Source organism: Roseibium hamelinense (assembly GCF_007830545.1).
GTDB classification, from domain to species: Bacteria; Pseudomonadota; Alphaproteobacteria; order Rhizobiales; family Stappiaceae; genus Roseibium; species Roseibium hamelinense.
The window spans coordinates 18,047-43,667 of sequence record NZ_VLLF01000009.1 but is presented as its reverse complement, the minus strand read 5'-3'; the positions used below and the strand labels follow the sequence as shown (position 1 = coordinate 43,667).

At 53.4% G+C, this 25,621-nt stretch carries 23 protein-coding genes; 11 read left to right on the top strand and 12 right to left on the bottom strand.

From position 1 onward, the window contains the following. Nucleotides 1–14: 14 nt before the first annotated feature. Together JM93_RS17090 and JM93_RS17085 are read left to right on the top strand one after the other, a co-directional pair. Nucleotides 15–512, top strand: coding sequence for an arsenate reductase ArsC (locus JM93_RS17090; RefSeq protein ID WP_145345925.1), 498 nt, complete (start codon nt 15–17; stop codon nt 510–512). Beyond that, nucleotides 509–1,192, top strand: a complete 684-nt coding sequence (locus tag JM93_RS17085; RefSeq protein ID WP_145345923.1) for an aquaporin — start codon at nt 509–511, stop codon at nt 1,190–1,192. Before JM93_RS17090 ends, JM93_RS17085 begins: the two co-directional genes overlap by 4 nt. An 8-nt stretch (nt 1,193–1,200) precedes the next feature. Here the strand turns inward: JM93_RS17085 and JM93_RS17080 are convergent, their stop codons facing one another. Further along, complete coding sequence (locus JM93_RS17080; protein ID WP_145345921.1) at nt 1,201–1,857, bottom strand: GntR family transcriptional regulator; 657 nt, start codon at nt 1,855–1,857, stop codon at nt 1,201–1,203. A gap of 115 nt (nt 1,858–1,972) precedes the next feature. Here JM93_RS17080 and JM93_RS17075 point away from each other — a divergent pair, with 115 nt between their 5' ends. The 5 genes from JM93_RS17075 (at nt 1,973) to JM93_RS17055 (ending at nt 7,272) form a co-directional block, all read left to right on the top strand. Then, nucleotides 1,973–2,866 carry a dihydrodipicolinate synthase family protein gene (locus JM93_RS17075; protein WP_145345919.1) on the top strand — a complete coding sequence of 298 codons (894 nt, stop codon included), beginning with the start codon at nt 1,973–1,975 and terminating at the stop codon, nt 2,864–2,866. A 9-nt stretch (nt 2,867–2,875) separates the two neighbouring features. Then, entirely contained in the window at nt 2,876–4,117 is a 1,242-nt protein-coding gene (locus JM93_RS17070; protein WP_145345917.1) for an NAD(P)/FAD-dependent oxidoreductase, read from the top strand. Between the two features lie 28 nt (nt 4,118–4,145). Further along, nucleotides 4,146–5,177: a 4-hydroxyproline epimerase gene (locus JM93_RS17065; RefSeq protein ID WP_145345915.1), complete on the top strand. Its 1,032-nt coding sequence runs from the start codon at nt 4,146–4,148 to the stop codon at nt 5,175–5,177. A gap of 341 nt (nt 5,178–5,518) precedes the next feature. Next, nucleotides 5,519–6,427, top strand: a complete 909-nt coding sequence (locus JM93_RS17060; RefSeq protein WP_155197659.1) for a fatty acid desaturase — start codon at nt 5,519–5,521, stop codon at nt 6,425–6,427. Next, complete coding sequence (locus tag JM93_RS17055) at nt 6,424–7,272, top strand: phosphate/phosphite/phosphonate ABC transporter substrate-binding protein (RefSeq protein WP_208995265.1); 849 nt, start codon at nt 6,424–6,426, stop codon at nt 7,270–7,272. Before JM93_RS17060 ends, JM93_RS17055 begins: the two co-directional genes overlap by 4 nt. A 14-nt stretch (nt 7,273–7,286) precedes the next feature. Here JM93_RS17055 and JM93_RS21795 read toward each other — a convergent pair whose 3' ends face one another. Continuing rightward, the gene (locus JM93_RS21795) at nt 7,287–7,430 is read right to left on the bottom strand and encodes a hypothetical protein (protein WP_170230723.1); all 144 of its coding nucleotides are present in this window, start codon (nt 7,428–7,430) and stop codon (nt 7,287–7,289) included. 173 nt (nt 7,431–7,603) lie between these two features. Here JM93_RS21795 and JM93_RS17050 point away from each other — a divergent pair, with 173 nt between their 5' ends. Further along, nucleotides 7,604–8,518 (top strand): LysR substrate-binding domain-containing protein, encoded by a 915-nt coding sequence (locus tag JM93_RS17050; RefSeq protein ID WP_145345911.1) that lies wholly within the window; start codon nt 7,604–7,606, stop codon nt 8,516–8,518. 735 nt (nt 8,519–9,253) lie between these two features. Continuing rightward, complete coding sequence (locus tag JM93_RS17045) at nt 9,254–9,490, top strand: hypothetical protein (protein WP_145345909.1); 237 nt, start codon at nt 9,254–9,256, stop codon at nt 9,488–9,490. Nucleotides 9,491–9,514: 24 nt separating this feature from the next. Here JM93_RS17045 and JM93_RS17040 read toward each other — a convergent pair whose 3' ends face one another. The 7 genes from JM93_RS17040 to JM93_RS17010 all read right to left on the bottom strand — a co-directional run bounded on the left by JM93_RS17040 (nt 9,515) and on the right by JM93_RS17010 (nt 18,210). Then, nucleotides 9,515–10,228 (bottom strand): hypothetical protein, encoded by a 714-nt coding sequence (locus tag JM93_RS17040; protein WP_145345907.1) that lies wholly within the window; start codon nt 10,226–10,228, stop codon nt 9,515–9,517. Nucleotides 10,229–10,236: 8 nt separating this feature from the next. Continuing rightward, complete coding sequence (locus JM93_RS17035; RefSeq protein WP_145345905.1) at nt 10,237–10,917, bottom strand: hypothetical protein; 681 nt, start codon at nt 10,915–10,917, stop codon at nt 10,237–10,239. Nucleotides 10,918–11,339: 422 nt separating this feature from the next. Continuing rightward, nucleotides 11,340–11,777 (bottom strand): hypothetical protein, encoded by a 438-nt coding sequence (locus JM93_RS17030; RefSeq protein ID WP_244300883.1) that lies wholly within the window; start codon nt 11,775–11,777, stop codon nt 11,340–11,342. Nucleotides 11,778–12,124: 347 nt separating this feature from the next. Further along, a complete protein-coding gene (locus JM93_RS22205; RefSeq protein ID WP_244300882.1) occupies nt 12,125–12,277 on the bottom strand; it encodes a hypothetical protein in 153 nt (50 codons plus the stop codon). Nucleotides 12,278–12,348: 71 nt separating this feature from the next. After that, on the bottom strand, nt 12,349–13,473 hold the full coding sequence (locus tag JM93_RS17020) for an ATP-dependent DNA helicase (RefSeq protein WP_145345899.1): 1,125 nt from the start codon (nt 13,471–13,473) through the stop codon (nt 12,349–12,351). A 126-nt stretch (nt 13,474–13,599) separates the two neighbouring features. Then, the gene (locus JM93_RS17015; protein WP_208995263.1) at nt 13,600–15,606 is read right to left on the bottom strand and encodes a metallophosphoesterase family protein; all 2,007 of its coding nucleotides are present in this window, start codon (nt 15,604–15,606) and stop codon (nt 13,600–13,602) included. A gap of 171 nt (nt 15,607–15,777) precedes the next feature. Next, nucleotides 15,778–18,210, bottom strand: coding sequence for a Tex family protein (locus tag JM93_RS17010; RefSeq protein WP_145345897.1), 2,433 nt, complete (start codon nt 18,208–18,210; stop codon nt 15,778–15,780). A 204-nt stretch (nt 18,211–18,414) separates the two neighbouring features. On the opposite strand from JM93_RS17010, the gene JM93_RS17005 reads away from it, so the two are divergent. Beyond that, complete coding sequence (locus tag JM93_RS17005; RefSeq protein WP_145345895.1) at nt 18,415–18,927, top strand: CBS domain-containing protein; 513 nt, start codon at nt 18,415–18,417, stop codon at nt 18,925–18,927. A gap of 23 nt (nt 18,928–18,950) precedes the next feature. Here JM93_RS17005 and JM93_RS17000 read toward each other — a convergent pair whose 3' ends face one another. The 3 genes from JM93_RS17000 to JM93_RS16990 form a co-directional block, all read right to left on the bottom strand. Beyond that, entirely contained in the window at nt 18,951–20,324 is a 1,374-nt protein-coding gene (locus tag JM93_RS17000; protein WP_155197360.1) for a M24 family metallopeptidase, read from the bottom strand. A 33-nt stretch (nt 20,325–20,357) separates the two neighbouring features. Continuing rightward, complete coding sequence (locus JM93_RS16995) at nt 20,358–22,793, bottom strand: GcvT family protein (RefSeq protein ID WP_145345893.1); 2,436 nt, start codon at nt 22,791–22,793, stop codon at nt 20,358–20,360. Nucleotides 22,794–22,856: 63 nt separating this feature from the next. Next, the gene (locus JM93_RS16990; RefSeq protein ID WP_145345891.1) at nt 22,857–24,437 is read right to left on the bottom strand and encodes a trimethylamine methyltransferase family protein; all 1,581 of its coding nucleotides are present in this window, start codon (nt 24,435–24,437) and stop codon (nt 22,857–22,859) included. A 228-nt stretch (nt 24,438–24,665) separates the two neighbouring features. On the opposite strand from JM93_RS16990, the gene JM93_RS16985 reads away from it, so the two are divergent. Continuing rightward, a complete protein-coding gene (locus tag JM93_RS16985; RefSeq protein WP_208995261.1) occupies nt 24,666–25,592 on the top strand; it encodes a phosphotransferase in 927 nt (308 codons plus the stop codon). Nucleotides 25,593–25,621 lie beyond the last annotated feature (29 nt).

Below are 25,621 nucleotides of genomic sequence, written 5' to 3'. Positions count from 1 at the left end.
GCTAAGGGGTTCAATTGCGAAACGTCCTGTTCGTTTGCACGGCAAATTCGGCGCGCTCCATTCTAGGCGAAGCTTTGCTAAAACACGTCGCGGGAGAGCGGTTTCAGTCCTTTTCCGCAGGGTCCACACCGAGAGGTATGGTAAACCCAGATGCGCTCGCATGCCTTGGCCGGCATGGTCTGGAAACGGTCGGATATCGTTCCAAAAGCTGGGAAGAGTTTGCTGGTCATGATGCCGCGCAAATGGACCTCATCGTTACGGTTTGCGATAGCGCAGCCGGCGAAGCTTGTCCGATTTGGCCGGGGCATCCGCTTGTGGTTCACTGGGGCATCCCGGATCCAGCTGCGGTTGAAGGCGACGACAATGAACGCGCGGCAGCTTTCGATCTTGCTTATGAGCGGATGGCGCGCCGTATATCGGCTTTTGTGGAGCTGGGGGACGAAGTCTTCGACGACCCAGAAGGTAAGCAAGTGCTTGCCGACATCGGCCGCATTACGGATCGGGCAGCATGAGCGACGCAACCTTTAATCTTTCGCGGCGCCTCGCAGCCGAAGCCCTAGGCACGGCGATTCTGGTCGGTACGGTTGTTGGATCAGGGATCATGGCCGACAATCTTTCTGACGATACGGCCGTTTCATTGCTCGGCAACACTATTCCAACCGGCGCTATCCTTGTTGTTCTTATCACAATTCTCGGACCCATTTCCGGGGCACATTTCAATCCGGCTGTAACCTTCGCTTTCCTATTGAAACGACAAATCGGTCTGCAAGTTGCTCTCGCCTATATTGTTGTTCAGGTTCTCGGCGGTATCTTTGGGTCGATCATGGCGCATGTCATGTTCGAGTTGCCAACCCTTCAAACGTCTACAACGATCCGAACCGGTTTCGGACAATGGTTTGCTGAAATAGTAGCGACCTTTGGACTTGTTGGGACCATTCTCGCGGGGATCCGCTTCCGCGAAAGTGCGGTGCCATGGTTGGTGGGATTGTACATCACAGCCGCATACTGGTTTACAGCGTCCACGTCCTTCGCAAATCCTGCTGTTGCCATTGGACGCAGTTTTACAGACACGTTTTCGGGGATCCGTCCGGTCGACTTGCCGGGCTTTATTGTGTGTCAACTTGTAGGGGCTGCACTTGCTCTTGCCCTTTTCAGCTGGCTCTTGAACCCCTCCAAGCCTGCCGGAGAATAGCTAACGCGTTATGCAGAGGGTGCAGCAGTTGCGACCAGTGCGGCTGCCTGCCGGCGCAGGTAGTGCATGAGATCGTCCGCCTTTTCCACTGCGCTTTTCTCATCACCCGCCTCGATGGCTTGCATGAGCTCCAAATGGCTCCATGCTGCCGGATTAAGATCGGTTTCGCCGAAGTAACGGAACCAGAATCTCCGGCTGAGTGTTTGCAGGGGTGCCACCGCCTTGGATGCAAATGGATTGCACGCTGCTTTCGCGACGAGTTCATCAAACTGTTTGTCCAGTTGCAAAAATCGTTGAACGTCCGGCTCCGAGGCTGCCGTTCGCATGTCTTTTGCGCAGTCGTGTAGAGCTTGCCTTTCTGATTTGCTGGCAAGCCGCGCGGCTGATCTTGCCAGTAGCTCTTCAAGAGCGTGGCGTGCCTCAAGAACGCGCGAAAAGTCTGAAGGGTTGATGTCCGCAATGATGATGCCCAATCGCGGCCGTATGACTACAAGCCCCTCCCAACTCAGACGTTGAATAGCTTCCCGTATTGGTGTGCGTCCCATGTCGAAATCGCGCGTGAGCTGGTTTTCCGTGACCGCTTCGCCCGGTTTAAGCTTCAAAGTGACAATATCCTCCTCCAGCTTTTTATAGGCAGCGTCGGCGCGGCTTTCCTCCTCGGGCATGCAGACATCCTTCAAATAGACTTCCAATATCCAGCTGATATATCAATTGTTGACAATATGAAAGGTCGGATGCAGTCTGCGCTTCACATTCTGATAAAAATCTGGGAGCTAAAATATGTGGAACGGCGTTTTTCCGGCGGCAACAACGAAATTTACCGAGGCAGATGAATTGGATACTGCCGAAAATGAACGCTGCTTCGCGCTCCAAGTCGAAGCTGGATGCGACGGTATCATCGTCTGCGGATCGCTTGGCGAAGCGATGGCGCTGGAGCCGGCTGAAAAAATCAATTTGCTCAGAATCGCAAAAAGCGTTTCGGGCTCCCGCCCAGTCTTGATGACTGTGTGTGAAAGCTCCACAAAACGTGCCGTCGAGTCGGCAAAAGCCGCCGCTGCCGCCGGAGCTGATGGCTTGATGGTCCTTCCGGGTGTGCCCTACAAGTCGGCCCCACATGAAACGCTGACGCATCTGAACGCGGTCGTCAGCGCCGCTGGACTTCCCGCCATGATCTACAACAATCCTGTCGCCTATGGTGTCGATGTGACCCTCGATATCTTTGAAGAGCTGGCGGAGCACGAACTTGTTGTCGCTATGAAGGAATCAACCGACGATATCCGCCGTGTAACAGAGGTGATCAATAAGTTTGGCGATCGGTTCGATATATTTACAGGCGTCGACAATCTGGCGCTTGAAAGTCTGATGGTTGGTGCCGTCGGCTGGGTGGCAGGTCTTGTCGTTGCTTTCCCAAAAGAAACTGTCGCAATCTATAAATTGGCGCGTGAAGGCCGCTACCAAGAAGCGCTTGAGATTTACAGATGGTTCCGGCCGCTTCTGGACCTCGATGTCTCCACAAATCTGGTTCAAAACATCAAACTCGCGGAGGTACATGCGTGCGGTTCCAATGATCGCTGCCGCGCTCCTCGCCTCCCACTCTCCGGTACTGAGCGGGCGCGTGTTGAAAATGTCATCTCGAAGGCACTTGAAGTCAGGCCTTCTTTTCCATCGGTGTAGGGGGGACGTATGGCAGTCGGTGAAGTTCACATCATCGGAGCCGGCGTCGTGGGGTTGGCGACAGCAGCAGCATGCGTGGAACGCGGTTTCAAGGTAACGATTGTTGATCGCGAAGGCGTCGCAGCGGGTGCAAGCCAGGGCAATGCAGGCGCAATTGCCTGGACGGACGTTGCCCCGCTCGCTTCGCCTGGTGTATGGAAGAAGGCGGCTAGCTGGTTGCTTGATCCCCTTGGTCCGCTTGCGGTCCGTCCGGCCTATGCCTTCCAGGTTGTTCCATGGATGGTTCGTTTTCTAGCCGCTTCGTCTCCCGACCGCGTTGCAAGCAGCACAAAGGCCATCGCTGCTTTGAACGCACAGGCAATGCCCGCATGGGAGCGTCTCTGGCGCGCCAGCGGAACGCACAACCAGGTTCGCCGCGATGGCTGTCTGGAAGTGTTTGACAGGCAGGCAGATCTTGAACAGGCCCGCAATGGATGGGCAAAGCAACGAGAACACGGGATCCGGGTTGAAAAGCTCACGGTTAGTGAGTTGCGCGATTTGGAGCCGGGTTTTTCTGGAGCGGTCATAGGCGGCGCGCTCGTGCCGGATTGGGTACAGTTGGATGATCCCAAAACGCTGTGCACTTCGATCGCAAATTGGTTGGCAGCACGGGATGTCAAGTTTGAAGCCGCAAGCGTTGCTCAGATTCGGGAGGAGTCCGGTACTGTTGTGCTCACGAGCGACGACGGGCGCACCTATCAATCTGATAAAGCCGTTATCGCCTGCGGCGCATGGTCAAAACACCTTGCTGCACAGCTCGGTGACAGCGTACCGCTCGACACAGAGCGGGGTTACAATATCACCCTTCCAGAGCCGGGCGTTGAGATCAGGCGCTTTATCATGTTGCCAGGCCACGGGTTTGTCCTGTCTCACCTGTCCGGGGGACTTAGGATAGGTGGTGCGGTTGAATTCGGTGGTTTGAAACTCCCTCCAAACTGGAAGCGCGTCGATGCTATGGTGACCAAGGCGAAGCGGATCCTGCCCGAGCTCAACACGGGCACCGGGCAAAGGTGGATGGGGTTCCGTCCATCCATGCCTGATAGTTTGCCGGTTATAGGCCTGTCGTCTGCAGCATCCAATGTAGCCTATGCGTTCGGGCATGCACATCACGGGTTGACGCAGTCGGCGGCCACTGGCGAACTCGTTGCGCAACTCCTTTCTGGGCAGTCCCCGGAGCTGGACCTTCATCCGTTCCGCGCAACCCGGTTCTAAAGTGGGTAAATGAAACGAAAGGCCCAAGATGGCTCGGCATACGTTCTTCTGCATTGATGGCCATACATGCGGCAATCCCGTGAGACTTGTTGCAGGAGGTGGGCCACGGATTGAGGCGGCTTCCATGTTTGACCGGCGCCAAATATTTCTGGCCGAGTATGATTGGATTCGCACCGGCCTTATGTTTGAGCCTCGGGGTCATGACATGATGTCGGGCTCCATTTTGTATCCGCCCTCAACTGATGAATATGACGTTGGCGTGCTGTTCATTGAAACGTCTGGCTGTCTGCCGATGTGTGGGCATGGCACGATCGGGACCGTTACAATGGCGCTCGAGGAAGGGCTTTTGACCCCCAAAACACCAGGACTTGCCCGACTTGAAACACCTGCGGGTCGTGTTTTGGCCGAATATCAAATGGATGGCGACATTGTTGCATCTGTGCTGCTTACAAATGTGCCGAGTTACTTAGCAGCGGAGGCGCTCGAGATCACATGCCCGGATCTTGGGCCTCTGACATTCGATGTTGCCTTCGGCGGAAATTTTTATGCAATTGTCGAACCGCAGGAAAATTTCCCGGGTGTGGGCCAAGTCCAAATCGACCGCTTGGTGGCAATAAGTCCTCGGCTTCGCGAGATCATGAATGATACCTATGAGATCAAGCATCCGGAAAACCCAGGTATTTGCGGCATAACCCATATCCAGTGGACGGGGCCAGCAACCGAGCCCGCCGCCGATGCCCGAAATGCGGTTTTTTATGGCGACAAGGCGATTGATCGCAGCCCCTGCGGAACTGGCACATCGGCTCGTATGGCGCAATTGCATGCGAAAGGCCGCCTAAAGCCTGGTCAGTCCTTCCGGCATGAGAGTGTTATCGGCTCAATTTTTACTGGTGGGATCAAAGATGAGATCCAAGTCGGAAACAGGACGGGCATTGTTCCGACGATTGAAGGATGGGCGATCAAGACCGGCACGAGCACAATCACGCTTGACGAACGTGACCCCTACATGGCGGGTTTTTCTGTGACTGGTACCGGCGTTAAAAAGTACCCGCGCCCCTGATTCAAGAATCGGTGGGTATCGTATTGAGAATTGTCTGAGGGTTAGGTGTGGAATCGGGCGCCGTCGCTGAAACATCATGCGCCTGCTGGCCGCTTTGCCCGATAAGGTTCTCTTGACGATTCAATCATATTGCAACAATGGCTGCTCGCGAGTTGAGGTGTGGATATTCGCAATATGTAGACTACTGTCTATTTTGTTGACCAAAAACAACAGCACGCCCTTTAAAGTCACGTTCGCATAATTTGATAACAAGTCTCTCGTTGAGCGTTAAGCGAGTCTACGGGCATATTCTGCAAAGTATCTCAAACCCTTATGAACAACTGGAGAAATTCGTGCCGCGAATGCCCGTTTGCGAGTGGCCAACACTTGCTCTTTTGATTTTTGTTTTTGGAGGCTGGGCAGGTCTTCTGTATTTTGCAAATGCCCTTGGTTATTGGCTTTGTTTTCCGTTTCTCGCACTTTTAATCACGCTCTCTAGCTCGCTCCAGCATGAGGTGCTTCACGGGCATCCAACGCGCTCTAAGATGTTCAATGAAGCTTTGGTTTATCTCCCGCTTGGGCTTTTTATTCCATACCGTCGCTTCAAGCAGCTGCACCTACGCCACCACAACAATGATCGTTTGACGGATCCCTATGATGATCCGGAAAGTTTTTATTGGGCTTGGTCTGACTGGACAAAGCTTCCAGGCGTTTTGAAGGCCATACTCACTCTAAACAATACACTGCTGGGGCGTCTGATTATTGGGCCAGCGGTCTCGCTTGTCGGGTTTTATGGATCCGAAATGAGGGCCATGGTACTGGGCGACAAGGAGGTCAGAAATGCATGGCTGCATCATCTCATCGGCGCCGTCCCTGTTGTGTTGTTCGTTTCGTTGATCGGTAATGTGCCGTTTTGGTTGTATGTCCTTACTGTTTGCTATCCGGCGATGAGCTTGCTCATGCTTCGTACCTTTGCAGAACATCGAGCCCATAAAAACCCTGATGCGCGATCCATCATCGTGGAGTTCTGCCCATTGTTTTCAGTGTTGTTCTTGAACAATAACCTGCATGTGGTGCACCACGCTTATCCGCGCATTGCTTGGTACCGTTTGCCAGATCTCTACCAAAGCAGGAAGGCTGAGTGGCAGTCCCGAAACGACGGATATGTCTACAAAAGCTACTTCTCGCTGGCCCGTCAGTATCTTTTATCGCAAAAAGAACCGGTTGCTCATCCGCTTATGAAACAGGCGAAAGGGGAGGGGGCGAGATGACGATGCACCAAGCTGCTGATTTTGTCGTGCCGCGGAAGCTTATAAGACTGCCGATGTATGATTGGCCGCAATTCGCGCAGCACACACGCAGCCTTGAAGCGGCGATCGCTGAGTCTGTTTTTACTGAACTTGGCCTTGTCGATGGAACTTATGAGGACGCCACGGATCATACAGATCTTACTGATTTGTGGATGAGTCCTGATTTGTTGGTTGCTCAAACCTGCGGATATCCGCTTGTAACCCAATTGGTTGATCAGGTCGTTCCGCTTGGGATCCCGCACTATGACGCGCCAGGATGCGAGGCCGAGCGGTATGTCAGTCATATTATCGTCCGGTGCGATGATGAGCTGGTCGGCCTTCAAGATCTTTGCGGCAAGGTCGCGGTCGTAAACGGCCCTGATTCACAGTCGGGTTACAACGCATTCCGTCATGCGATTGCTCCGCTAGCCGGAGGTCAGCCTTATTTCGCCGGAGTCTTGCAAAGCGGCAGCCACCTGAAGTCACTGAAAGCAGTTGCAGCCAGCCGCGCTGACGTGTGTTGTGTCGATGCGATTTGTTGGGAATATACCATGCGCACCCTGCCTGAATTGGCGCAACAACTGCGACCAATAGCGCGGACCCAATCGGTACCAGGCCTTCCACTAGTCACTTCAAAGCACCGCAGTGAAAAAGAAATCTCTGCACTTGGTGCGGTACTCGCTGAGGTATTTTCCTGCTCAAAAACAGAAGAAAGCCGCAGAAACCTAGGAATCTGCGGCTTCACTCATTGTAGCTTCACCGATTACGCACCCATCCTTCAAATGAAGCACGAAGCGGAAATGTTGGGATACCCAGCTGTTAATTAGGGAAGCGTTGTTGCTTAGCCTAGCAAGCTTCCGAACTTGAAGGTCTTACGGTAAGCGCTTTGGCGCAGGGCCTTGTCCATGCGCGCAATTTCGTTCACTGAACGGCCGTTTACGGCACCCATAAGGTTCGTGCCAAGCATTTGTGCAAGATAGGTCATAGCGATCCCAATCCTAGTGCTTAAATTTGGTTGAAACCGCGGTCTCGTCGGCGCTTTGCGTTTTTCGTGATCCGCTTGAAGTTGCATATGAGCTTTAATTGTGTTTCAGGCAATCGAATTGTACTTACTATTACGTTCAGAATTATTGAACTGAAAAACAGAAGGCTAAATCGATGGCGAGCAATGCCATGCAGAGTGCTAGGCTCATCGATATGGAGCTATATCGCACGTTTCTGATTATCGCGGAAACTTCGAGTTTCACAAAGGCTTCCGAACTGGTTGGTCGTACACCTTCTGCGGTATCGATGCAGATTAAGAAGCTGGAAACACTGCTCGGAGTCCCGGTTTTCGCAAGGGAGGGGCGCACCGTACGCATGACTTCTGAGGGGGAGGCATTGCTTGGATATGCCCGGCGGATCCTGATGCTGAATGAAGAAGCGGTTTCATTGTTTCAATCCCCTTCGGTAGAAGGCGAGGTGCGCTTTGGGGCGCCTTCTGATTTCGGAACGCGTTTCGTTCCAAATATTCTGTCACGATTTGCGCGATCCCATCCCGGGGTAAACGTGGAAGTAAGTCTGGACGGAAGTCCTCTGATGCTCGACAGGCTGAAAAAGGGCGAGCTCGATCTTGTGCTATATACCGCCCGGCCCGACAGCGAACTCGCACGTGGTGGAGAGATCGTTTTCACCGAACCACTGGTTTGGGCGGGACTGGAGGGTGGTATTGCCTACGATCGGGACCCGCTGCCGCTGGCGGTATCAAGTTCTGGGTGTCCTTGGCGGAGGGCGGCGCGTAGTGCACTCGATAAGGTTCAAAAACCTTATCGGATTTCTTATACCAGCTTTCACAGCGCTGGGCAGGAGGCGGCACTGTTGGCCGATCTTGCTATTGCACCATTCCCTGCCAGCGTCGTGTCTCCGCCTCTTCAGATTTTGGATGCCCGCCACGGACTACCGGAAATAGGCAACTACCACATTATTCTGCAAAAATCGGGCAAGGCAGGAAAGGCAACACATGCTTTTGCAGACCATGTTACAGAGTGCTTCCGCGAGCTGGCGCAAGGTGTCTTGCCGATAACCGCCGTCTAAAACGTGCAAAGCCTAATTTTTTCGAGCCTGAACCTGCTTCGCGTGAGGTTTGCCAACAAATCAATGACGGGGTTAACCCGATACGGTCCCCACGCCCACTTCGAGATAGGCAGCTTATTCAGACTGTGGGCGTGGATACTGGCTTGCGCCTTTTCAGTAGTTTGACTTACTTCTCCGACTTGTTAAGTCCACATAGGACTATTTTGGAGATTTTGTGTCCAGATAATTCCGGGTCACGTGCATGTGGCCTTTTCGCTTTGAGATCAGCACACCGCTGAATTGGCAATGCAAATCACCCTGTGATCTTACAATCCGCGGGCGTCGTGCCTTTGGGTAAGAACGGCATTATCAAATCAATGATCAGACCCACTACCGATGCGGACACAGACCGCGTCTTCTTAGTTTGGCGCGAAGCAAGCGAACAGGCACATCCGTTTTTAAGCTAAGCCTTTCAGGATGAGGCCCAAACGGTCATCCGTGATGTGTTTCTTCCTCAAGCCGAGACATACGTGGCCGAATTCCTTGGCGCTCCGGTCGGCTTCATATCGCTAATCGAACACGAGGTTGTCCACGGGCCAGAGCCGCCCCAAACGAGCGTCCGGCCGGTGGTCAGGTATGTGATGAGTGCAGCCCGTGAGGAGCACAAACAAGCGTGAGCGAAGCGAACTCCTTTTCAGGAGTTCAAGCGGTGTCGCCTATCCGGTGCGAACACCTTTAAGTGTTGAAACTGAACAAATGCAAACACCAGTGAACACGGCGGAAACAGCTCTGAAAATCAAAGAACTGGAGCTGCGGCTTGAAGTGGCCAAGCAACGGTTGAGTGACCGTGACGAACAGCTGGCCGAGGTCAAGGAAGACCGGGACAGGTGGCGGCAGCAAGCAACGGCCCTTTTGCCGGATCCTAAGAGGTCGACGGAGAATACAGGATTGTTACGTCGGTTGTTCGGTCGGGAAAAGCCGAACAGCGGGTGACATTCGTGTCACCCGCTGAAACGGTCAATGCAGATCGTTTGGAGCGCGTTTCGTAGCTTTACGCTGTTTTGCCTGCTGCGCCCGCCTTTGTTTGCGGCTCATCGTCGTTTGATTTGTATCACCGCTCGCGGAAAGCGGAACATTGGGCTGCATTTCTACCAGCCTCTCCTGTGTAAGAGGTTGTACAGGCGCCCCAGAGAGGTCTGCAGGGGGAGGCATATGTGGAAGATGCTGCTCCCACTCGGAAGCCTTGTAAATGCTTTCCAGCGTCGTTCCGGAGCGCTTGAGGATGTAGTCCTCTGGCTTGGGTAGGGTATCGTCAAACATCCAATAGAACGGCACCGGAGCAGTCGCACCATTGAACTGGATGAGCCCCTCGTCTGTGAGAGTGCCATTTGCTGACTTGATCAAGTCAGCAATGCTGAGGTCTTTTCCATCATCGGTAATGAATCGAGTTCCCAGACGCAGCTTGCCTTTGTCTGAAACAACAACTTTCCCGTCCGGTTGCAGTTCTCCCACAACGGCCCAAACGAAGCTGTCTTCGCGGGCCCCACAAGGCACCCCGGTTGCTGCTCTGATGATCGTGCCGTCTTTGTGCTGGATCGCTCCATCCGAACGCAAGATGTCGATAAGGGGGGCGTGCTGTCCTTTGTAGGAGCCTTCGGCACAGTAAAAGGCGTGCCCAGGAGTAACCATCAAGCCAAACAGATCTAAAATGATCTTCGACCGGTTGGTCATGGTGCGTGTCACATCACCGGGAACCAGTTTCCTTTCTTGTCATAAGAAACGACCTGGTCGCCTATGCAGATGTCTTCAATCGGCTTTTGAGAACCATCCCACATGTCAATCGGAGTGCCTGGAAGAAAACAATAACCTCTAAACAATGCGTGCGTAATGTCAGAGTGCTTCGAATATAACTCATCACCCCAAAGTGGAGGTGGTAGTTTACTATAAAAGTCTGGGTTATATTCATCATCTGATACACTTCCAGGAGACATTAATTCTCCATCAAGTTTTGGAGCCTCACCTCCAGACCATTGAACTATCCTATCAACTAATGTATTACTATTATTTGTTGCGGCATTATACGTAGTATTTTCTTCAGCAATACCCTGAGCCATTCCGACCATTTTATAAAAAACAACCTTTAAGTCTTCACCTTCAAATACAGTCTCACGTTGAACATCACTACTAATTTGAGTTCTACTAGTTGTTTCAAAAACCCTCATTCCGAGAGAGCCAAATCCCTCGAAAGTAGGTATGCCACTGCTAACGAGTTCATCTAAAGGGCTAATTCCATATCCCTGAGTACCCCCACCATGAATTTGAAAAGTTGTTCCGTCGGCCTGGGTATACAAAATGAATTTATGGTGTGTGTAGTTAGCGCTGACTCCAATTGGATGGTATCCAATTTCGATTTTTTCCATGAATGCCTCACGCTTTTTATAACGTTACTCTACTTATTAAAGCTGCTTTTAGTACGATAGAAACGTCATTAAACTCAAATACGAATCTGGCAGTTTCGCTTGCATAATAAAAACATAGTAATGAAAAGTAATTTATATTTACATCAGATATTATTAACCAGCACATGCATTTTTTGTCGTAGTGTGTAATTATATTATTTGATTCTTTCATGGAGTCATTGAATAATTTTTTGATATTATTGTTGTAAATATTTTTCATTTCATTAGTTATATCCATTTCATCTAATGATGAAATTGTTTCGTATTCTATGTTATTTTTAATTTTGCTTCTAATAATTGATTTGTGATCAATTTTATTGATGCTAATAATCATTATTATTAGTGAAATAACAAATAATATAATTGAAATTATGTAGTAAATTTTATTTAACTTCATTTGTATCGTGTCTCGCTGAAGGTAAGTCTGTTTCCATGCCGGGTAGTGAAGGTTCTGACGGCGGCGGTAGGCCCGGCCCTGATGGCGTTTGTAGCTCTCCAACTCGTGGTAAACTGCGTAGAGGCTTTTGGTTTCCCAACTGCTCTATATCAGCCTGTTCGTCAGCACTGATAATAATCTGAGCGCTAAAGAGTGAGTATCTTAGACCGTCACGAGCTCCGATCCAGACGACACGATCATTCAAAAGGTACGCGTTGACAGTACCTCTATCGCCAATTTGTCGAACTTCGATCCAGTTATCATCTGAAAGCAATCTCACGGCTTTCTTGACCGTGTTCACGTGGGCATCCATCAAACGCGCCAAGTTCTTCTGAGAGATAACAACAGCGTTATGCTCGCCTACGCGGGAAGTGAGGATATGCATCAACTCTGCTGCTTTGGGCGACTTCCGTATCAACTTCGCCCATGCTTCGTGGGCTTCTCGTTCAGTTTGAACCCAATTCCCCTTAGCTGGTTTCGGCAACTCATCTTAAGCCATATCGCAGCCCTTTAAGGTGTTTGTTTTTTACTTTTTAGTGTTAAGAATTGACACTCACAAGTCAAAAACCGCCTCGAAAATGTCTAGGGGTAGACATTCCTAGAGTGTCTACTTCCCCTTTTAAGTAATTGATTATTGATCTTTTTTTGACTCTTCTCATGATCTATACAGCCCCGAAACGGTGCACTCAGTGCATAGATGACGGATTATTCATGTCCCCTTCTTTTCAAGGGCTAGGCATAGGGCGGGTTCTTATGGACCGTCCGGTGCAATTGCGGCAGCCTCTCGCCTTGGGTGTGTTCAAGGAAAACACCAAAGGTCGCAATTTCTATTAGGCTTATGGGTTTGAAGTTGTGCGAGAACAGCTCGACGAGCGAAGCGGGCATGTGCTTCTCAGGATGAGCTTCAAATCCAAAGTCATTTAAACGATACGGCCGGGCATCTGCCCCGGCCGTTTTTACTTAACAACCGTAATCCGTTCGGCAGCCCGGGTAACAGCGGTATAAAGCCATCTGGATTTGTGCTCGCGGAAAGCCCAGCTCTCGTCAAATAAAACTACATCGTCCCATTGCGACCCCTGTGCCTTGTGGACGGTCAACGCATATCCGTAGTCGAACTCGTCCGCTTTGCGCCGGATGGCATAGGGAATTTGCTCGGCCCCTTCTTCGAACATCGCCGGCAGCACCTTCACCTTTACAGTTTGATTGCCGGCTGCTTCGTCCTCCGGTGTTACATCGAAGCGCAGTGTATTCCCTCTTGGCTGGCGCAGACGTTTCACATTCCAAAGCCCACCGTTCAAAAGGCCCTTTGTTTTGTCGTTGCGCAGGCAAACCAGTTTGTCTCCAACGGCCGGCATGGGCGTTGTAAAGTCTTTGAGTTCGCGTATCCGTCCATTGTAGAGGCGCCGTGTCTTGTTTGTGCCAACAAGCACCTGGTCGGCCGTGAGAATTTGCTCTTTGTCGATCTCACGCCGTCCGATTACCCGGCTCTCGCCAAACGTCCCATACTCAAGCCGCCCACCATCGCGGATGGTCATAGACATGCGGACGATCGGGTTGTCCTGAGCCTGACGATGGACTTCGGTCAGCATGACGTCCGGCCCGGCTTCAGTGAAGAAACCGCCACCCTTAACTGGAGGCAATTGAGCCGGATCGCCAAGAACAAGGACAGGGGTTCCAAAGGACAGCAAGTCGCGGCCGAGCTCCTCATCAACCATAGAGCATTCGTCAATGACGATCAGTTTTGCAGTGGCGGCGGCGCTGTCTCGCTTGATGGCAAACTGCGGACCTGTGTCATCGTCCTCATCGTCCGTGTCGTCTTCTTCTTTCGCGGATTTCGGACGGTAAATGAGCGAGTGGATCGTGCCTGCATCGTCGCAACCTTTTTGTCGCAGGACATGGGCTGCTTTGCCGGTAAATGCGCCGAAAACCACGTCGCCATCTATGCCCTCAGCCAAATGCCGCGCCAGCGTGGTCTTGCCGGTGCCTGCATAGCCAAAAAGCCGGAATACTTGGCGGTCGCCCCGCCTAAGCCAGCTGGCTGTTTCCTGCAGGGCCGCATCCTGTTCAGGGGACCACGTCATGAATTGATTCCCGGTTCGTTCCACATTAGCAGGTTGCATATCCTGATTTGCTGAGAAACGCCAAGGCAAGCTTAGACTCCCCCTCCAGAAAGGGTTCCAGCAAAACGGCGCCTTGCCGTTTTGTGCCTAGTCCAGGCGAGCCTCATGCTCACGTCGTTCGAATGGAAAACTCCTGCCGTCAGCTGTTATCTGCTGAATGCGCGTCGGCGCCCCGTCATCGTCGAGTTCCACCAACCCGATGCCGGAGGCATTTAAGAGACGGTGGCCGTGCGGGGTGCCAACAGGTTTGCGTGGGACAATTCGCATACCACGACGTTTGGTTAGCCAGTTCAGTGGTGAGCGCGGTGAAAACGCCCAGCGGTTTCCCAGATCCAGCATCGAAATCAGCTTGTCAGGCCACTTGTTCTTAATGCCGCTGGAGCAAACCTGCCAGATTTCCGGGTTCTCTCCGGTTTCACCATTGCGCGCGGTCCGGCCGTTGCGCAGTTCGACATCATAAACAAATGAGTAGTGCACATCGCCCGATATAATAACAAAATGGCGGGGCGTGTTGCGGTGCTGAAATATGTTTAAAATCGCGCTGGCGGTGCCCGGATGCGCCATCCAATACTCAGCGTCGACCATGAGCGGTTTCCCGATGATCGTGAAAAACTTTTGTACCGACTCGATCAGCTTCACCCCGAAGATTGGTGCGGCGGAGACCAAAAGAACGGCATCTTTACCGCGTAGTTTAGCTTGCAGATCGGTCGCGGCTTCCCAGTCAAGAAGACCTGAGGGATAGTGGCTATTCCGTTCTGAGCGCCACCTTCTGGTCCGGGTGTCTAAGGCAATCAACGGCGGATCGGTTGGCCATTCAAAATCCCATCCCTCGTAATCCAGAATTTTGTCGATTGCATCCTCATGGCTCCGTGATCCAGGGGCTGACAGCGCTGACTGAAATATGTCCTGCAGATCCGCACGGATCTTTTCAGGACGGTTGCCCCAACCTTGGTTTATCCCATAAGCAATGAGCGCATTTCCGATAACCCTGCGCGATAGCGGATGGCCATAGGCAGCATCCTCCCAGGCCAGCGATAAGTTCCAGTCGTCGGTGACATCGTGATCGTCGAACATCATTGCGGTCGGCACGTGTGCCATCAGCCGACGGATCTTTGGAAGGTTTTCAACGAAGCCATTCAGGATCCCGCTCTCCTTGGCATACATGGCCCGGTCTTTTTCGTTCAGTGCATCTGGCGCACTCAGTTCAGGGATGAACTCCCAGGCTGCCGGTGACCATACCAACAAATACATCGCCAGCATTTCACCCAAAGTGATGAGGTGGTTGCGCGCATGTGCAGACGTAAAGATGGGTTTGCTGGTACCGCCGAAAAGCACATCAAACACGGAGGCATTCTGATCGATTTTCGGCAGCAAGTCGTCTCTGTGGTACAGGCAACCGCCCATTTCATAAAGCGCCGTGCCTGAGCGCGGAAGGCCTTCTTCTGATCCTTCAAAAGGCTCGTCAGGTAATTTAAGCGTCTGAACAACGTGCATGATAGCTTGCAGCATGGGCCCCGCTACGTCATCGACATAAACCTGATCTCCGCTCAGAACCATGAGTTCTGGCAGGATTGCTGTCGTGCATGCCCCGGCACGGTCCGTCTGCAGAGCGCTTGCGACAATCCGGTCCGCGGCGACCATCCCGTCCGGGCAGCTGCTGTGTGGTTTCCGGCAGGAACCATGCATGACCGAAGACACTTTATGGGGCACCCGGAGGAACGGTGTTGTCTTGCCGGGATAGCAAATGTCGGGCGCCCACACGGTGTGGTCCTGCCATCCCTTCTCGAGATCATCCTCCATTAGGAGGCTGATGCGATATCCGATCAGCGTTTCCACAGGCAGTTCTTCATCGAGCGCCAGATCGATCAGAAGATAGTGCAGGTGGCTGCCTCCTAGCAGGCACGTCAGTCCCGGTTCGCCCCGGATCAGGTCATAGGATTGTACGAAGCCATCCGGGAGCAAGAGCTCTATCCGGACGTTTGCCGGCGATCGGCATGCCAGCCAAAACGTCAACCGACTGGGGAGGATCTTGCGCAGCAGGGGACCTGCAAGCACGGGCGGAATGTTGTGTGGCATAGATGCTTCAATCGGCATCCGTGGGGATCCTTTTCAGCCTTCCAAGTGCGGGGCGATTTTCATTTGCCGAATGTAGGCCGTCCGCACGCTGATCAAACCCCTCAAAGGAAATACCGAAGATATAACCGCTGACCGGATGTCACCGGGGTCGTAAGCACGGGAGTCAAATGCCGCCGCTGCCGCCCCTTTTCATTTTCGCTGTTTATTCATCGCGGCAGCAAGCGCCGCGGCCATCGCATTGTTGCCCGTATCGGATCCGGTAGAGGCTCCTTTGCCTTTGCCGCTGCCATCGTGTCTTTGACCGCCGTTTTTGGGTGGCCCCATGCCCCGCTCGGTGCGCTTCAGGGGTTCTTTTCGGCCATACTGTTTTTCGCGCTGCCCCTCGTAGTCCGCATTAGACTTCATAGTCATGGATATACGTTTGCGAGGCACATCCACGTCTAGGATCGTTACTCTGACGATGTCACCGGCCTTTACCACCTTGTGCGGATCATCTACGAACCGATCGGCCAGCTGCGAGACATGTACAAGTCCGTCCTGGTGTACGCCAACATCGACGAAAGCGCCAAAATTCGTAACGTTTGTAACGGTGCCTTCCAGTTTCATGCCCGGTTTGAGGTCCTTGATCTCCTCAATGCCATCTTGGAGAGCCGCAGTCTTGAACTCCGGACGTGGGTCGCGGCCTGGCTTTTCAAGTTCCGCCAGAATGTCCTTGACAGTTGGAAGGCCAAAAGTTTCGTCGGTGAACTCCGCTGGATCCAGCCCGGACAAAAGTCCCGAATTCCCCATGACTTTGCTGAAGTCACGGCCGCAGGCTTTCACGATCCGCTTCGCAAGCGGGTAGGCTTCGGGATGCACCGAGGATGCATCGAGCGGCTCTTTGCCCTCGTTGATGCGTAAGAACCCAGCGCATAGCTCAAATGCCTTCGCCCCGAGCCGGGGTACCTCTTTTAGTTGTTTGCGACTTTCAAAACGGCCAATTTGATCGCGGTGTTCAACGACTGCTTTTGCCAGACTCTCACTCAAGCCCGAAATGCGGGTCAAAAGAGCAGTGGAGGCTGTGTTCAGGTCCACGCCCACCGCATTCACCGCGTCTTCGACAACCGCGTCCAGAGCCCGCGCAAGTTTGGTCTGATTGACGTCATGCTGATACTGCCCGACACCGATTGATTTCGGTTCGATTTTTACCAGCTCCGCGAGTGGATCTTGAAGGCGCCGGGCAATACTCGCAGCGCCCCGCAGCGATACATCGATGTTGGGCATTTCTTTTGCGGCCAGCTCCGAAGCTGAGTAAACCGACGCGCCCGCTTCATTGACGATAATTTTGACCGGACGGTGGGATGCAGGAATATCGGCCAACGCATCAGCTGCAAGACGGTCCGTTTCGCGACTGGCCGTACCGTTCCCTATAGCAATCAGTCCAATCTTGTGTTTTGCGATCAAGGCGAGAAGGGTAGCCCGCGATCCACTGACGTCGTTGCGCGGCTGAAACGGATAGATCGTGGCTGTGTCCACGAGTTTTCCTGTTTCATCGACGACAGCCACCTTCACACCTGTTCGGATGCCTGGATCAAGACCAAGCGTCGCCTTGGCGCCAGCGGGAGCAGCTAAAAGCAGGTCTTTCAGGTTCTTCGCGAAGACTTCGATAGCTGCTTCTTCTGCGCGTTCCCGCAGTGCACCCATAAGGTCCAACTCCAGATGTAGCGCGAGTTTTACTTTCCAAGCGAATTTGGCGACATCCATAAGCCATTTGTCTGCTGGTCGCCCGCGGTCAGCGATAGAATAGGCATCCGCGACCATCTGCACGGCAGGCGGCACAAGGGCCGGGTCATCTGCATCAACAGTAAGGTCGACCGACAAAATGCCCTCGTTCCGGCCTCTAAACAACGCGAGCGCGCGATGGCTTGGAACCTTGCTTAACGGTTCCTGGTAGTCAAAATAGTCAGAGAATTTGGCACCTTTTTCGGCCTGGCCATCAATCAGTTTCGACTGCACGACACCGCGCTCCTGCAGATGACGGCGCAAGCGGCCTACAAGATCTGCATTTTCGGCAAATCGTTCCATGAGGATTTGCCGTGCGCCATCCAAAACTGCTTTCGTATCGGCAAATCCTTGGTCTGGATTCAGGAAATTAGCAGCTTCCGTCTCCGGTGTTTTCGCCGGGTCCTCCAGCAATAGATCCGCAAGTGGTTCCAGACTGGCTTCGCGCGCAATTTGAGCCTTGGTGCGGCGTTTTTTCTTGTATGGAAGATAAATGTCTTCCAGGGCTGACTTCGTTTCGGCTGCCTGAATTTTTTTTACCAGCTCGTCGGTCAGTTTGCCTTGTTCATAAATCGAGTTGGTTATGGTCACTCGGCGGTCTTCCAGCTCGCGTAAGTAGGCCAAGCGCTCTTCAAGCTTTCGAAGCTGACTGTCATCCAAGCCCCCGGTTGCTTCCTTCCGGTATCGGGCAATGAAGGGAACGGTGGCGCCTTCATCCAGCAACTGCACGGCCGCGTTTACTTGCGTGGGCAGGCAGCCGATTTCCTCTGAAATTCTCCTTGCGATCCTTAGCGCGGCATCCGGAGCAAGAAGTGCCGCTTTGGTTGTGGGAGAGGATGCGGAGGTGTGCGTTTCAGACATGGATGGTTTGGACTTTCGTATATCGCCGGAAGGAATGCGAAGATAGATCTCGGATGTACGGCAGGAAAGTGACCGTTAGCGCGGATCCACGGAAATCCGCCAGCATTGATTTGGCTGGATACGGGAGAAAGACTTCTTCCGGCTGGGAAACCAGTATCGTGTTTCTCGCGTACACTGGTGGTCTCAACTCAGGAGGGCGCATTCATGAAGATCAAGGAACGCATCGAATATCTCTCCAAACCTAAGCCTTATACAGCCTCGCCCGACCAAACCGTACTTGAGGCGACGAAAGAGATGACGGCTCGCAATATCGGGTCGGTGGTGATCACCGATGAAGACAACAAAGTGGTCGGCCTCGTGACCGAGCGGGACTTGATGCGCCGCATCGTAGCGGAAAACAAGAGCCCTGCAGAAACCAAATTGTCAGAGATCATGACGACAAGCCTTAGGCTTGCGCGTGATGACGACAACGTTGTCGATTGGTTGAGAGTGATGTCGAATGAGCGCTTCCGCCGTCTGCCGGTTGTCGATGAAAACGGCCGCATCGTCTCCATCATGACGCAAGGCGACTTCGTCTCCTACACTTGGCCAGAACTATTGAAAATGTTCTCCGACAAGGTCGAAAAGAAACTCGGGGTCAACAACCAGCACATGTGGATCATCGGAGGGGTGCTCGTTTATGGGATCGCGATGGCAGTGATCATGTCCGCGATCTAAGGCATCATTCATTTTGAGTGTGGCTATGCGCCCATGAGCCGCCGGTCGAACGGATATCTGCTCAGTTTCTCGTGGCCTGTCTCCGTTATTAGAATTTGGTCCTCGAGCTTGACACCTTCAGTCCCACCGTGACGCCCGACAAAACTCTCTACGCAGACCACCATTCCGGGCTGCAAGGTGCCATCGTAACCTCCGGAAGCCCAGTCTTCGGGGTAAGGGACAGCCGGATATTCATCGCAGAGCCCAACACCGTGAAACAGAACCGAGTACCGATTGGCTATAAATTCTGCCGGCAAAGTGGCTGCCTGGTGACTTAGCTCTTTGAAAGTTCTGCCTGGTGCGAGCATTGAGCAGTTTGCCTCGATTTGCTCTACCGCCATCTGGTACAGTGTGCGTTGCTCATTGGTCGGCTTTCCGTTGCCTGCGAGCCACGCACGCGAGATGTCGCAACACATGCCATAGGGGCCGACGAGGTCCGTGTCGAAGGCGACCATGTCACCAGCTTGAATCTTACGGGAGGATGCTTCTTGGAACCACGGGTTCGTACGTGGTCCGGATGAGAGCAGATGCGTTTCGATCCACTCCCCACCTCGCTTGATGTTTTCAGAGTGCAAGATTGACCATAGGTCCCATTCGGTCATTCCGGGTTCTAGTAAATGTTCCATGATCGACATGGCTGCCTCGCAGGCAGCGATCGACCGACGCATGGCCTTGATTTCGTCAGGAGACTTCACCGAGCGGGCGTGCTCCATAACCGCTTCACCGTCGAAGATCTCCAAACCATGGGCATGCAGGGCCGCAATACCCTCCTGCCTGGTCTTGTCCACCGCGATACGCTTGTTGCCGCCCCCGTGCTTGCTCACAAGGTCAGCGAGTTCGTTGGCCCATCTGATGACCAGCTCGGCAGATCTCGGGCCAGCTTCGAAATAAAACCAGGCGACCCCGTGCCTTACTTCATCGACAAGATCGGCGTGCGCTGCAAGATGTTCGCAGTTGTGAAAATCAAAGAGGACGACGGGGCCACTGGTGGGTACGAATGCATACCTTACCGCATTGTGCGTGCACCAGACCTGCATATTCGTGCAATCCGTTGCGTAGCGTACGTTGAGCGGATCGCAAACAATGATTGCCGCCAGATCCTGTTTTATGAGTTCGGAGCGGATCCGGTCCAGACGATAGGCGCGTATCGCATCAAGATCCGGTGCCTGCAGGTCGCGCTGATGCCACTCTCTTTCCGCTAGTTCGCCATAGCCGAGAACATGCCGGTTTAGCGCAGCCGCTTTGTCGGTCGCATAGGCTGAAAGTGCGCAAAAGTCTGCGGACTCTCCCGGGTGGGCCGGTAAAACATTGGGCATGATCTTCCGCCGGTGCCGACCAAACGTTTGATCAATCTTCATGCCGGCCCCTCCTTGGTTTCCTAAATTCAGCAGTCACATGCGCATTCGTTCAGCCTTGGGGTCGAAGGGTGGCTCAGGCAGTATTGTGGCCTTGCGCCGGTCGCCGAGAATCTCGATTTCAAATGAATCTTCGTCGGTCAATGTCGCTAGCTCAGCCGGAACATAGCCCTGTGCCAGTGACTTTTGGACATGGTGCGCATAGCCGCCAGAAGTGACCCAGCCGACGACTTTTTCTTCGTACCAAATCGGTTCATCACCCAGCACGTCAGCGCCATTTGCCTTAACGTCAAAGGCGACTCGAAGACGCTTTGGGCCTTCGGTGAGTTCTGACATGGCAGCCTCCTTGCCGATAAAGCTTGGCTTATTCATTTTCACAAAGCGGCCAAGGTCGGCTTCATAGGGACCATAAATGGGCCGGAATTCGCGGAACCAAGTGCCAAAGTTCTTTTCTAGGCGAAGGGATAGCAGGGCACGCATGCCAAAGTTCCTGATCTGGTACTCATGCCCGGAAGCCATCAATGCTGCATAGACTTGCCGCTCATATTCCGGGCTCATCCAAATCTCGTAGCCGAGGTCGCCGGTGTAGGATATCCTGTTGACCTTGCAAGGTGCGTGGGCGATGTCCATCTCGCGGAAATCCATGAATCTGAACGCTTCGTTTGAGACATTCTCATCGGTTACCATTTCCAGGACTTTCCGCGCATTGGGCCCGGCAATCGACAAGCCTACCCAACCGAGGTTGATCGGCCTTATTACCACCGATCCATCCGTAGGCAGGTGCTGTTCGAACCAGCGCATGTGATAGACCTCGGCCTGAGAGGACCCAAACATATAAAAATGATTTTCCGAGACGCGAGCGATTGTGAAGTCGCCAATCAGTTTGCCGCGCTCGTTCAGCATAGGCGTCAGGACAATGCGCCCAACCTTTGGCATCGTGTTAGTCATCACCCTGTCAAGGAAGGCTTCTGCGCCGGAGCCGGTAATTTCATATTTGGCGAAATTGGCGATTTCCGTAATCCCGACACTGTTACGAACGGCTTGGCATTCACCGGAAATAGCGTCGAAGTCATTCGATCTGTGAAACGAGACGACATCCTTCGCCTCTTGCCCTTCGGGTGCGAACCACAGCGGCGTCTCAAGTCCCCAGCTGTCACCCATCACGGCTCCTTGGGTAAGCATTTGGTCGTAGAGCGGGGTGGTCTGGTGTGGTCGGGCTGCGGGGAGTTCTTCGTTTGGGAACCTGATGCGGAACCGGCGCCGGTAGTTCTCTTGTACCTTGGCATTCGTGTAGGACAGCGTTGCCCAATCGCCATAGCGCGCGACGTCCATGCCCCAGATGTCGTAGCCCGGATCGCCGTCGATCATCCAGTTGGCAAGTGTCAGACCAACACCGCCGCCCTGGCTGAAGCCGGCCATCACACCACATGCCACCCAGTAGTTTCGCAAGCCCCTTACGGGACCAACCAGCGGATTGCCATCAGGGGCAAATGTGAAAGGTCCATTGATGATCTGCTTGATTCCTGCATTTTGAAGCGCTGGAAAGTGCTCAAAGCCGACTTCAAGTTCAGGTGCAATCCGGTCAATATCGGGTGCGAGCAGCTCGTGGCCGAAATCCCAAGGCGTTTGCTTCGGGCTCCAGGGCTTGCAGGCTTGCTCATAGGTCCCGAGCAGAATGCCTCTTCCCTCTTGGCGGGTGTAAATCTCGCCGCCAAAATCCAAGATGCCGATCAACTCCTTTCCAGTTTCTTGATTGTGCTGAATGACCTCTGGCATCTCCTCGGTCAGCAGATACATGTGCTCCATAGCGAGAACAGGCAATTCCAGCCCAACCATGCGACCGCATTCGCGTGCCCAAAGGCCACCTGCATTGACGACATGCTCAGCATGAATCGCGCCCTTTGATGTAATGACATTCCAAGTTCCGTCCGGCGTTTGGACCAGATCTTCTACCTTGGTGTGGCGGTATATTTCGGCTCCGTTGATACGGGCAGCCTTGGCATAAGCGTGTGTCGTACCGGAAGGGTCGAGGTGTCCTTCGATCGGATCCCAAAGTGCTCCTAGAAAATACTTTTCATCCAGTATTGGAAACATTTTCTTGGCTTCGGACACGGAAATCAGTTCTAGATCCATGCCCAAATACCGGCCTTTGGCCTGAGCGAGGCGCAGAAAGTCCATGCGTTCGGGAGTATCCGCTAACATGACACCGCCGGTCAGGTGCAGGGAGCAGGACTGTCCTGATATCTCTTCCAATTCCTTGTAAAGATCGACCGTGTAACTCTGCAGCTGTGACACGTTCGGGTCGCCGTTCAGCGTGTGAAAACCGCCGGCGGCATGCCATGAAGACCCTGAAGTCAACTCGTCGCGCTCTACCAGTACAACGTCTTTCCAGCCCAGTTTAGTAAGGTGGTAAAGGACGCTGCAGCCAACGACACCGCCGCCTATGACAACAACTTGTGTGTGGGTCTTCATGTTCTACTCCGGTTTGCCCTGATCGGGCGCGTACATCGTTCTGTTTCTGAAACGGCTGGCAGCCTAAAAGTCGGTGGGTGCGCCGCCTTCTTCTTTGCGCTTGGCAACAAACGCATCCAGCTCCTCTCCGATTGCCGGATCGAGCGATGGAGACTGGTAGGCCTCAAGGGCTTTCTTGTAGAGGATGTTCGCCTTGTCGTAGGCAGTGGGGCTGCCGGCCTCTGCCCAGGTTTCGTAGTTGCGCCAGTCAGACAGGATCGGTGCATAAAAGGCGTCTTTGTATCGGTCCTGCGTGTGCTGGGTGCCAAAGAAATGGCCTCCCGGTCCGACATCTCGGATGGCGTCAATTGCCAGTGCTTCAGGTGAAACATCTAGTGGAGTGAGGTACTCGGCAAGCATCTGCAGCAGGTCGACATCAGCGATAAACTTCTCAAATCCTGCCGACAAACCGCCTTCCAGCCACCCGGCGGCGTGCTTGATCAGGTTGCCTCCGCCGTTGATTGCGCCCCATTCGGATAACGTTGTTTCCAAAGCAGCCTGGTAGTCGACGGTGTTGGCGGCACAAACTCCGGAGGATCGATAAGGGAGCTCGTACCTGCGAGCCAACTGACCACCGACAAGTGCTGCCTTGACATATTCTGGCGTACCAAAGGCTGGTGATCCTGATTTCATATCGACGTTTGAAGTAAAACCGCCATAAATGACTGGCGCGCCTGGCTTTACCAGCTGAGTAAAGGCCAGCCCGGCCAGGGCTTCTGCATTTTGCAAGACCAACGCCCCGGCAACGGTGACCGGTGCCATGGCCCCCGACAAGGTAAATGGTGTAATGACGCTAACTTGTCCGGCGTTTGCCATTTCGATCAGCCCTTGGAGCATCGGTGTGTCGAGCCGCAACGGGGATGACGTATTTATGATGGAGACGACACTGGGCGTGCGCCGGAATTCCTCATTCGAGAGCCCCATGCCAATACGGGTGATTTCCAATCCGTCGAGATTGCGCTCTTTGCCCAGCGAATAGATATGGAACACCTTGTCCGTCATGCGCACCATATCGGAAACGCAATCCAAATGACGAACAGAAGCATGGATATCGACCGGTTCGACCGGATATCCCATCACGCAGTGGATGATGTTGAAGAACTGGGCGAGTTTCAAAAAGTTCCGGTAGTCCTGTTGGTTTCCCGGGCGCCGGCCGCTGTCCCGATCTTGTGCGTTGGGCGCGCTGGCAACACATGAAAACGCTATGTAATCCCCACCGATTTTCAAGTTGTGAGCCGAATTGCGCGCATGCACGGTGAATTCTGCCGGTGCTTTGGAAACAAGCTCTTCAACGAGCACCGGATCAAAACGGACACGCTCCGAGTTTGGGGCTACGTCCGCACCAGCAGTCTTCAGCATTGCCCGCGCTTCATCGTGTAGAAAGTCGATGCCGATTTCCTTCAAGACGGTCAGCGACGACTGGTGGATGCTTTCCAGCTCGTCTGCTGAGACGGCTTCAAGTGGTTTGTAAATGTTGCGAGGTTGACGGAAGGCTTTTTGAGGAAACAGCTCCGGCCCGGTAGCTCCAGAACCATTTGCGTGTCTTCTTCTGCCGCGCCGGGCCGGGTTTGCAGCAGCTTTGGTTTCCAATGCGGCATCGACCATGTCTTGTCTCCAGGCACTTGCGGGCCGTGCCGGATGCAGCCGGCCCGTTGTGCCAACTCTGGGGGCCGGGGAAAGGTATGACCATCTCTCCAGAGCGACGGTCTATGCTCTGTCTGCGACATTGTGTGTTTGGCTGGCCGCAAAGTGCCCGTCCGGCCGGGTTCCGGCTTGACGTTCCTGGACAACCGGTTGATCAGATGTGGAGACAATGCGCTGGAGGAGGCAAGATTGATATCAGGTTTGAGTGATGGCGCATTGCTCTCTTTTTTGCGTGAGCATCGGGTTTTGGCGGGGCTAGCCGATGCTGTTTTGCGACCGATGCCTGTCAGTTACACTAGCCGGTTCTGGGAATTGAGAGCCGATGGCAGGATATTCATCGTTAAGGAATTTTATCCGGGGTTGGAAGACAACCCGCTGTTTCCGACACTGCCAAAGCAGGAAGCCTCGGCATTGTACTATCTTGAGAGTATTGGACTTGCGCCATCGCTTGAAGCGGCCTTTGAAAGCCCTGACGGCAACCCGATGGTCATCTACGGATATGAACCTGCGGGGTCAGACGAAATCGATGTCCGGGAAGCGGGGAAATTGTTGGTCAACCTGGCCAGCCAGGTGATCGCAACCAAGGAGTTTCAGAAGGTTCCTGCCGGTGCCTTAGATGTACTTGCCCAGGCCGACAACATCTTGACGCGGATACCGGAGAGCCGCCGGGCAGCCAATCTGATCAAGCTCAGACCTTCTGAATCAGACTTTGGAAATGATAGGATCGATTTTGAACCTACTCTTGTGCACAGGAGCCTGTGTCTCGGCACTGTTCTGGCGACCCGCGAGGGGCCGAGACTGATTGATTGGCAGTATGCCGGGATTGGCGACCCGGTAGAGGATCTCGTGTGTTTCCTGTCACCAGGACTTCTGACGCTTTACGGGATACGGCCACTCGCCCTGCATGCTGAAGATGTCCTGCTGCAAACCTATCCGGACCGCGATGTCATGCGCCGTTTCGAGCGGGATAGGATAGCCTATCATTGGCGGCTTGCCGCCTATTGCTTGTACCGTCAGGAAAGCCTCGCCTGTACCAATCCGCCTGCCGCGCGTGCCTATGGCCGCGCTCTGGAAGAAGAAGTCGATCTGATCCTGCGTTTGCGAGCCAAAGCTTAAAACCCTATGCGACGCAAGTATCCGTAATT

Excerpts from the sequence above, each read along its gene's own strand:
- JM93_RS17005 (WP_145345895.1), top strand. The coding sequence starts at position 18,415 with ATGAAGATCAAGGAACGCATCGAATATCTCTCCAAACCTAAGCCTTAT.
- JM93_RS17070 (WP_145345917.1), top strand. The coding sequence starts at position 2,876 with ATGGCAGTCGGTGAAGTTCACATCATCGGAGCCGGCGTCGTGGGGTTG.
- JM93_RS17040 (WP_145345907.1), bottom strand. The coding sequence starts at position 10,228 with ATGACCAACCGGTCGAAGATCATTTTAGATCTGTTTGGCTTGATGGTT.
- JM93_RS17065 (WP_145345915.1), top strand. The coding sequence starts at position 4,146 with ATGGCTCGGCATACGTTCTTCTGCATTGATGGCCATACATGCGGCAAT.
- JM93_RS17045 (WP_145345909.1), top strand. The coding sequence starts at position 9,254 with ATGCAAACACCAGTGAACACGGCGGAAACAGCTCTGAAAATCAAAGAA.
- JM93_RS17075 (WP_145345919.1), top strand. The coding sequence starts at position 1,973 with ATGTGGAACGGCGTTTTTCCGGCGGCAACAACGAAATTTACCGAGGCA.
- JM93_RS17010 (WP_145345897.1), bottom strand. The coding sequence starts at position 18,210 with ATGTCTGAAACGCACACCTCCGCATCCTCTCCCACAACCAAAGCGGCA.
- JM93_RS17080 (WP_145345921.1), bottom strand. The coding sequence starts at position 1,857 with ATGCCCGAGGAGGAAAGCCGCGCCGACGCTGCCTATAAAAAGCTGGAG.
- JM93_RS17030 (WP_244300883.1), bottom strand. The coding sequence starts at position 11,777 with ATGCATATCCTCACTTCCCGCGTAGGCGAGCATAACGCTGTTGTTATC.
- JM93_RS21795 (WP_170230723.1), bottom strand. The coding sequence starts at position 7,430 with ATGACCTATCTTGCACAAATGCTTGGCACGAACCTTATGGGTGCCGTA.
- JM93_RS22205 (WP_244300882.1), bottom strand. The coding sequence starts at position 12,277 with ATGCCCGCTTCGCTCGTCGAGCTGTTCTCGCACAACTTCAAACCCATA.
- JM93_RS16990 (WP_145345891.1), bottom strand. The coding sequence starts at position 24,437 with ATGGTCGATGCCGCATTGGAAACCAAAGCTGCTGCAAACCCGGCCCGG.
- JM93_RS17000 (WP_155197360.1), bottom strand. The coding sequence starts at position 20,324 with ATGAAGATTGATCAAACGTTTGGTCGGCACCGGCGGAAGATCATGCCC.
- JM93_RS17035 (WP_145345905.1), bottom strand. The coding sequence starts at position 10,917 with ATGGAAAAAATCGAAATTGGATACCATCCAATTGGAGTCAGCGCTAAC.
- JM93_RS17060 (WP_155197659.1), top strand. The coding sequence starts at position 5,519 with ATGCCCGTTTGCGAGTGGCCAACACTTGCTCTTTTGATTTTTGTTTTT.
- JM93_RS17085 (WP_145345923.1), top strand. The coding sequence starts at position 509 with ATGAGCGACGCAACCTTTAATCTTTCGCGGCGCCTCGCAGCCGAAGCC.
- JM93_RS17020 (WP_145345899.1), bottom strand. The coding sequence starts at position 13,473 with ATGACGTGGTCCCCTGAACAGGATGCGGCCCTGCAGGAAACAGCCAGC.
- JM93_RS17050 (WP_145345911.1), top strand. The coding sequence starts at position 7,604 with ATGGCGAGCAATGCCATGCAGAGTGCTAGGCTCATCGATATGGAGCTA.
- JM93_RS17015 (WP_208995263.1), bottom strand. The coding sequence starts at position 15,606 with ATGCCGATTGAAGCATCTATGCCACACAACATTCCGCCCGTGCTTGCA.
- JM93_RS16995 (WP_145345893.1), bottom strand. The coding sequence starts at position 22,793 with ATGAAGACCCACACACAAGTTGTTGTCATAGGCGGCGGTGTCGTTGGC.
- JM93_RS17055 (WP_208995265.1), top strand. The coding sequence starts at position 6,424 with ATGACGATGCACCAAGCTGCTGATTTTGTCGTGCCGCGGAAGCTTATA.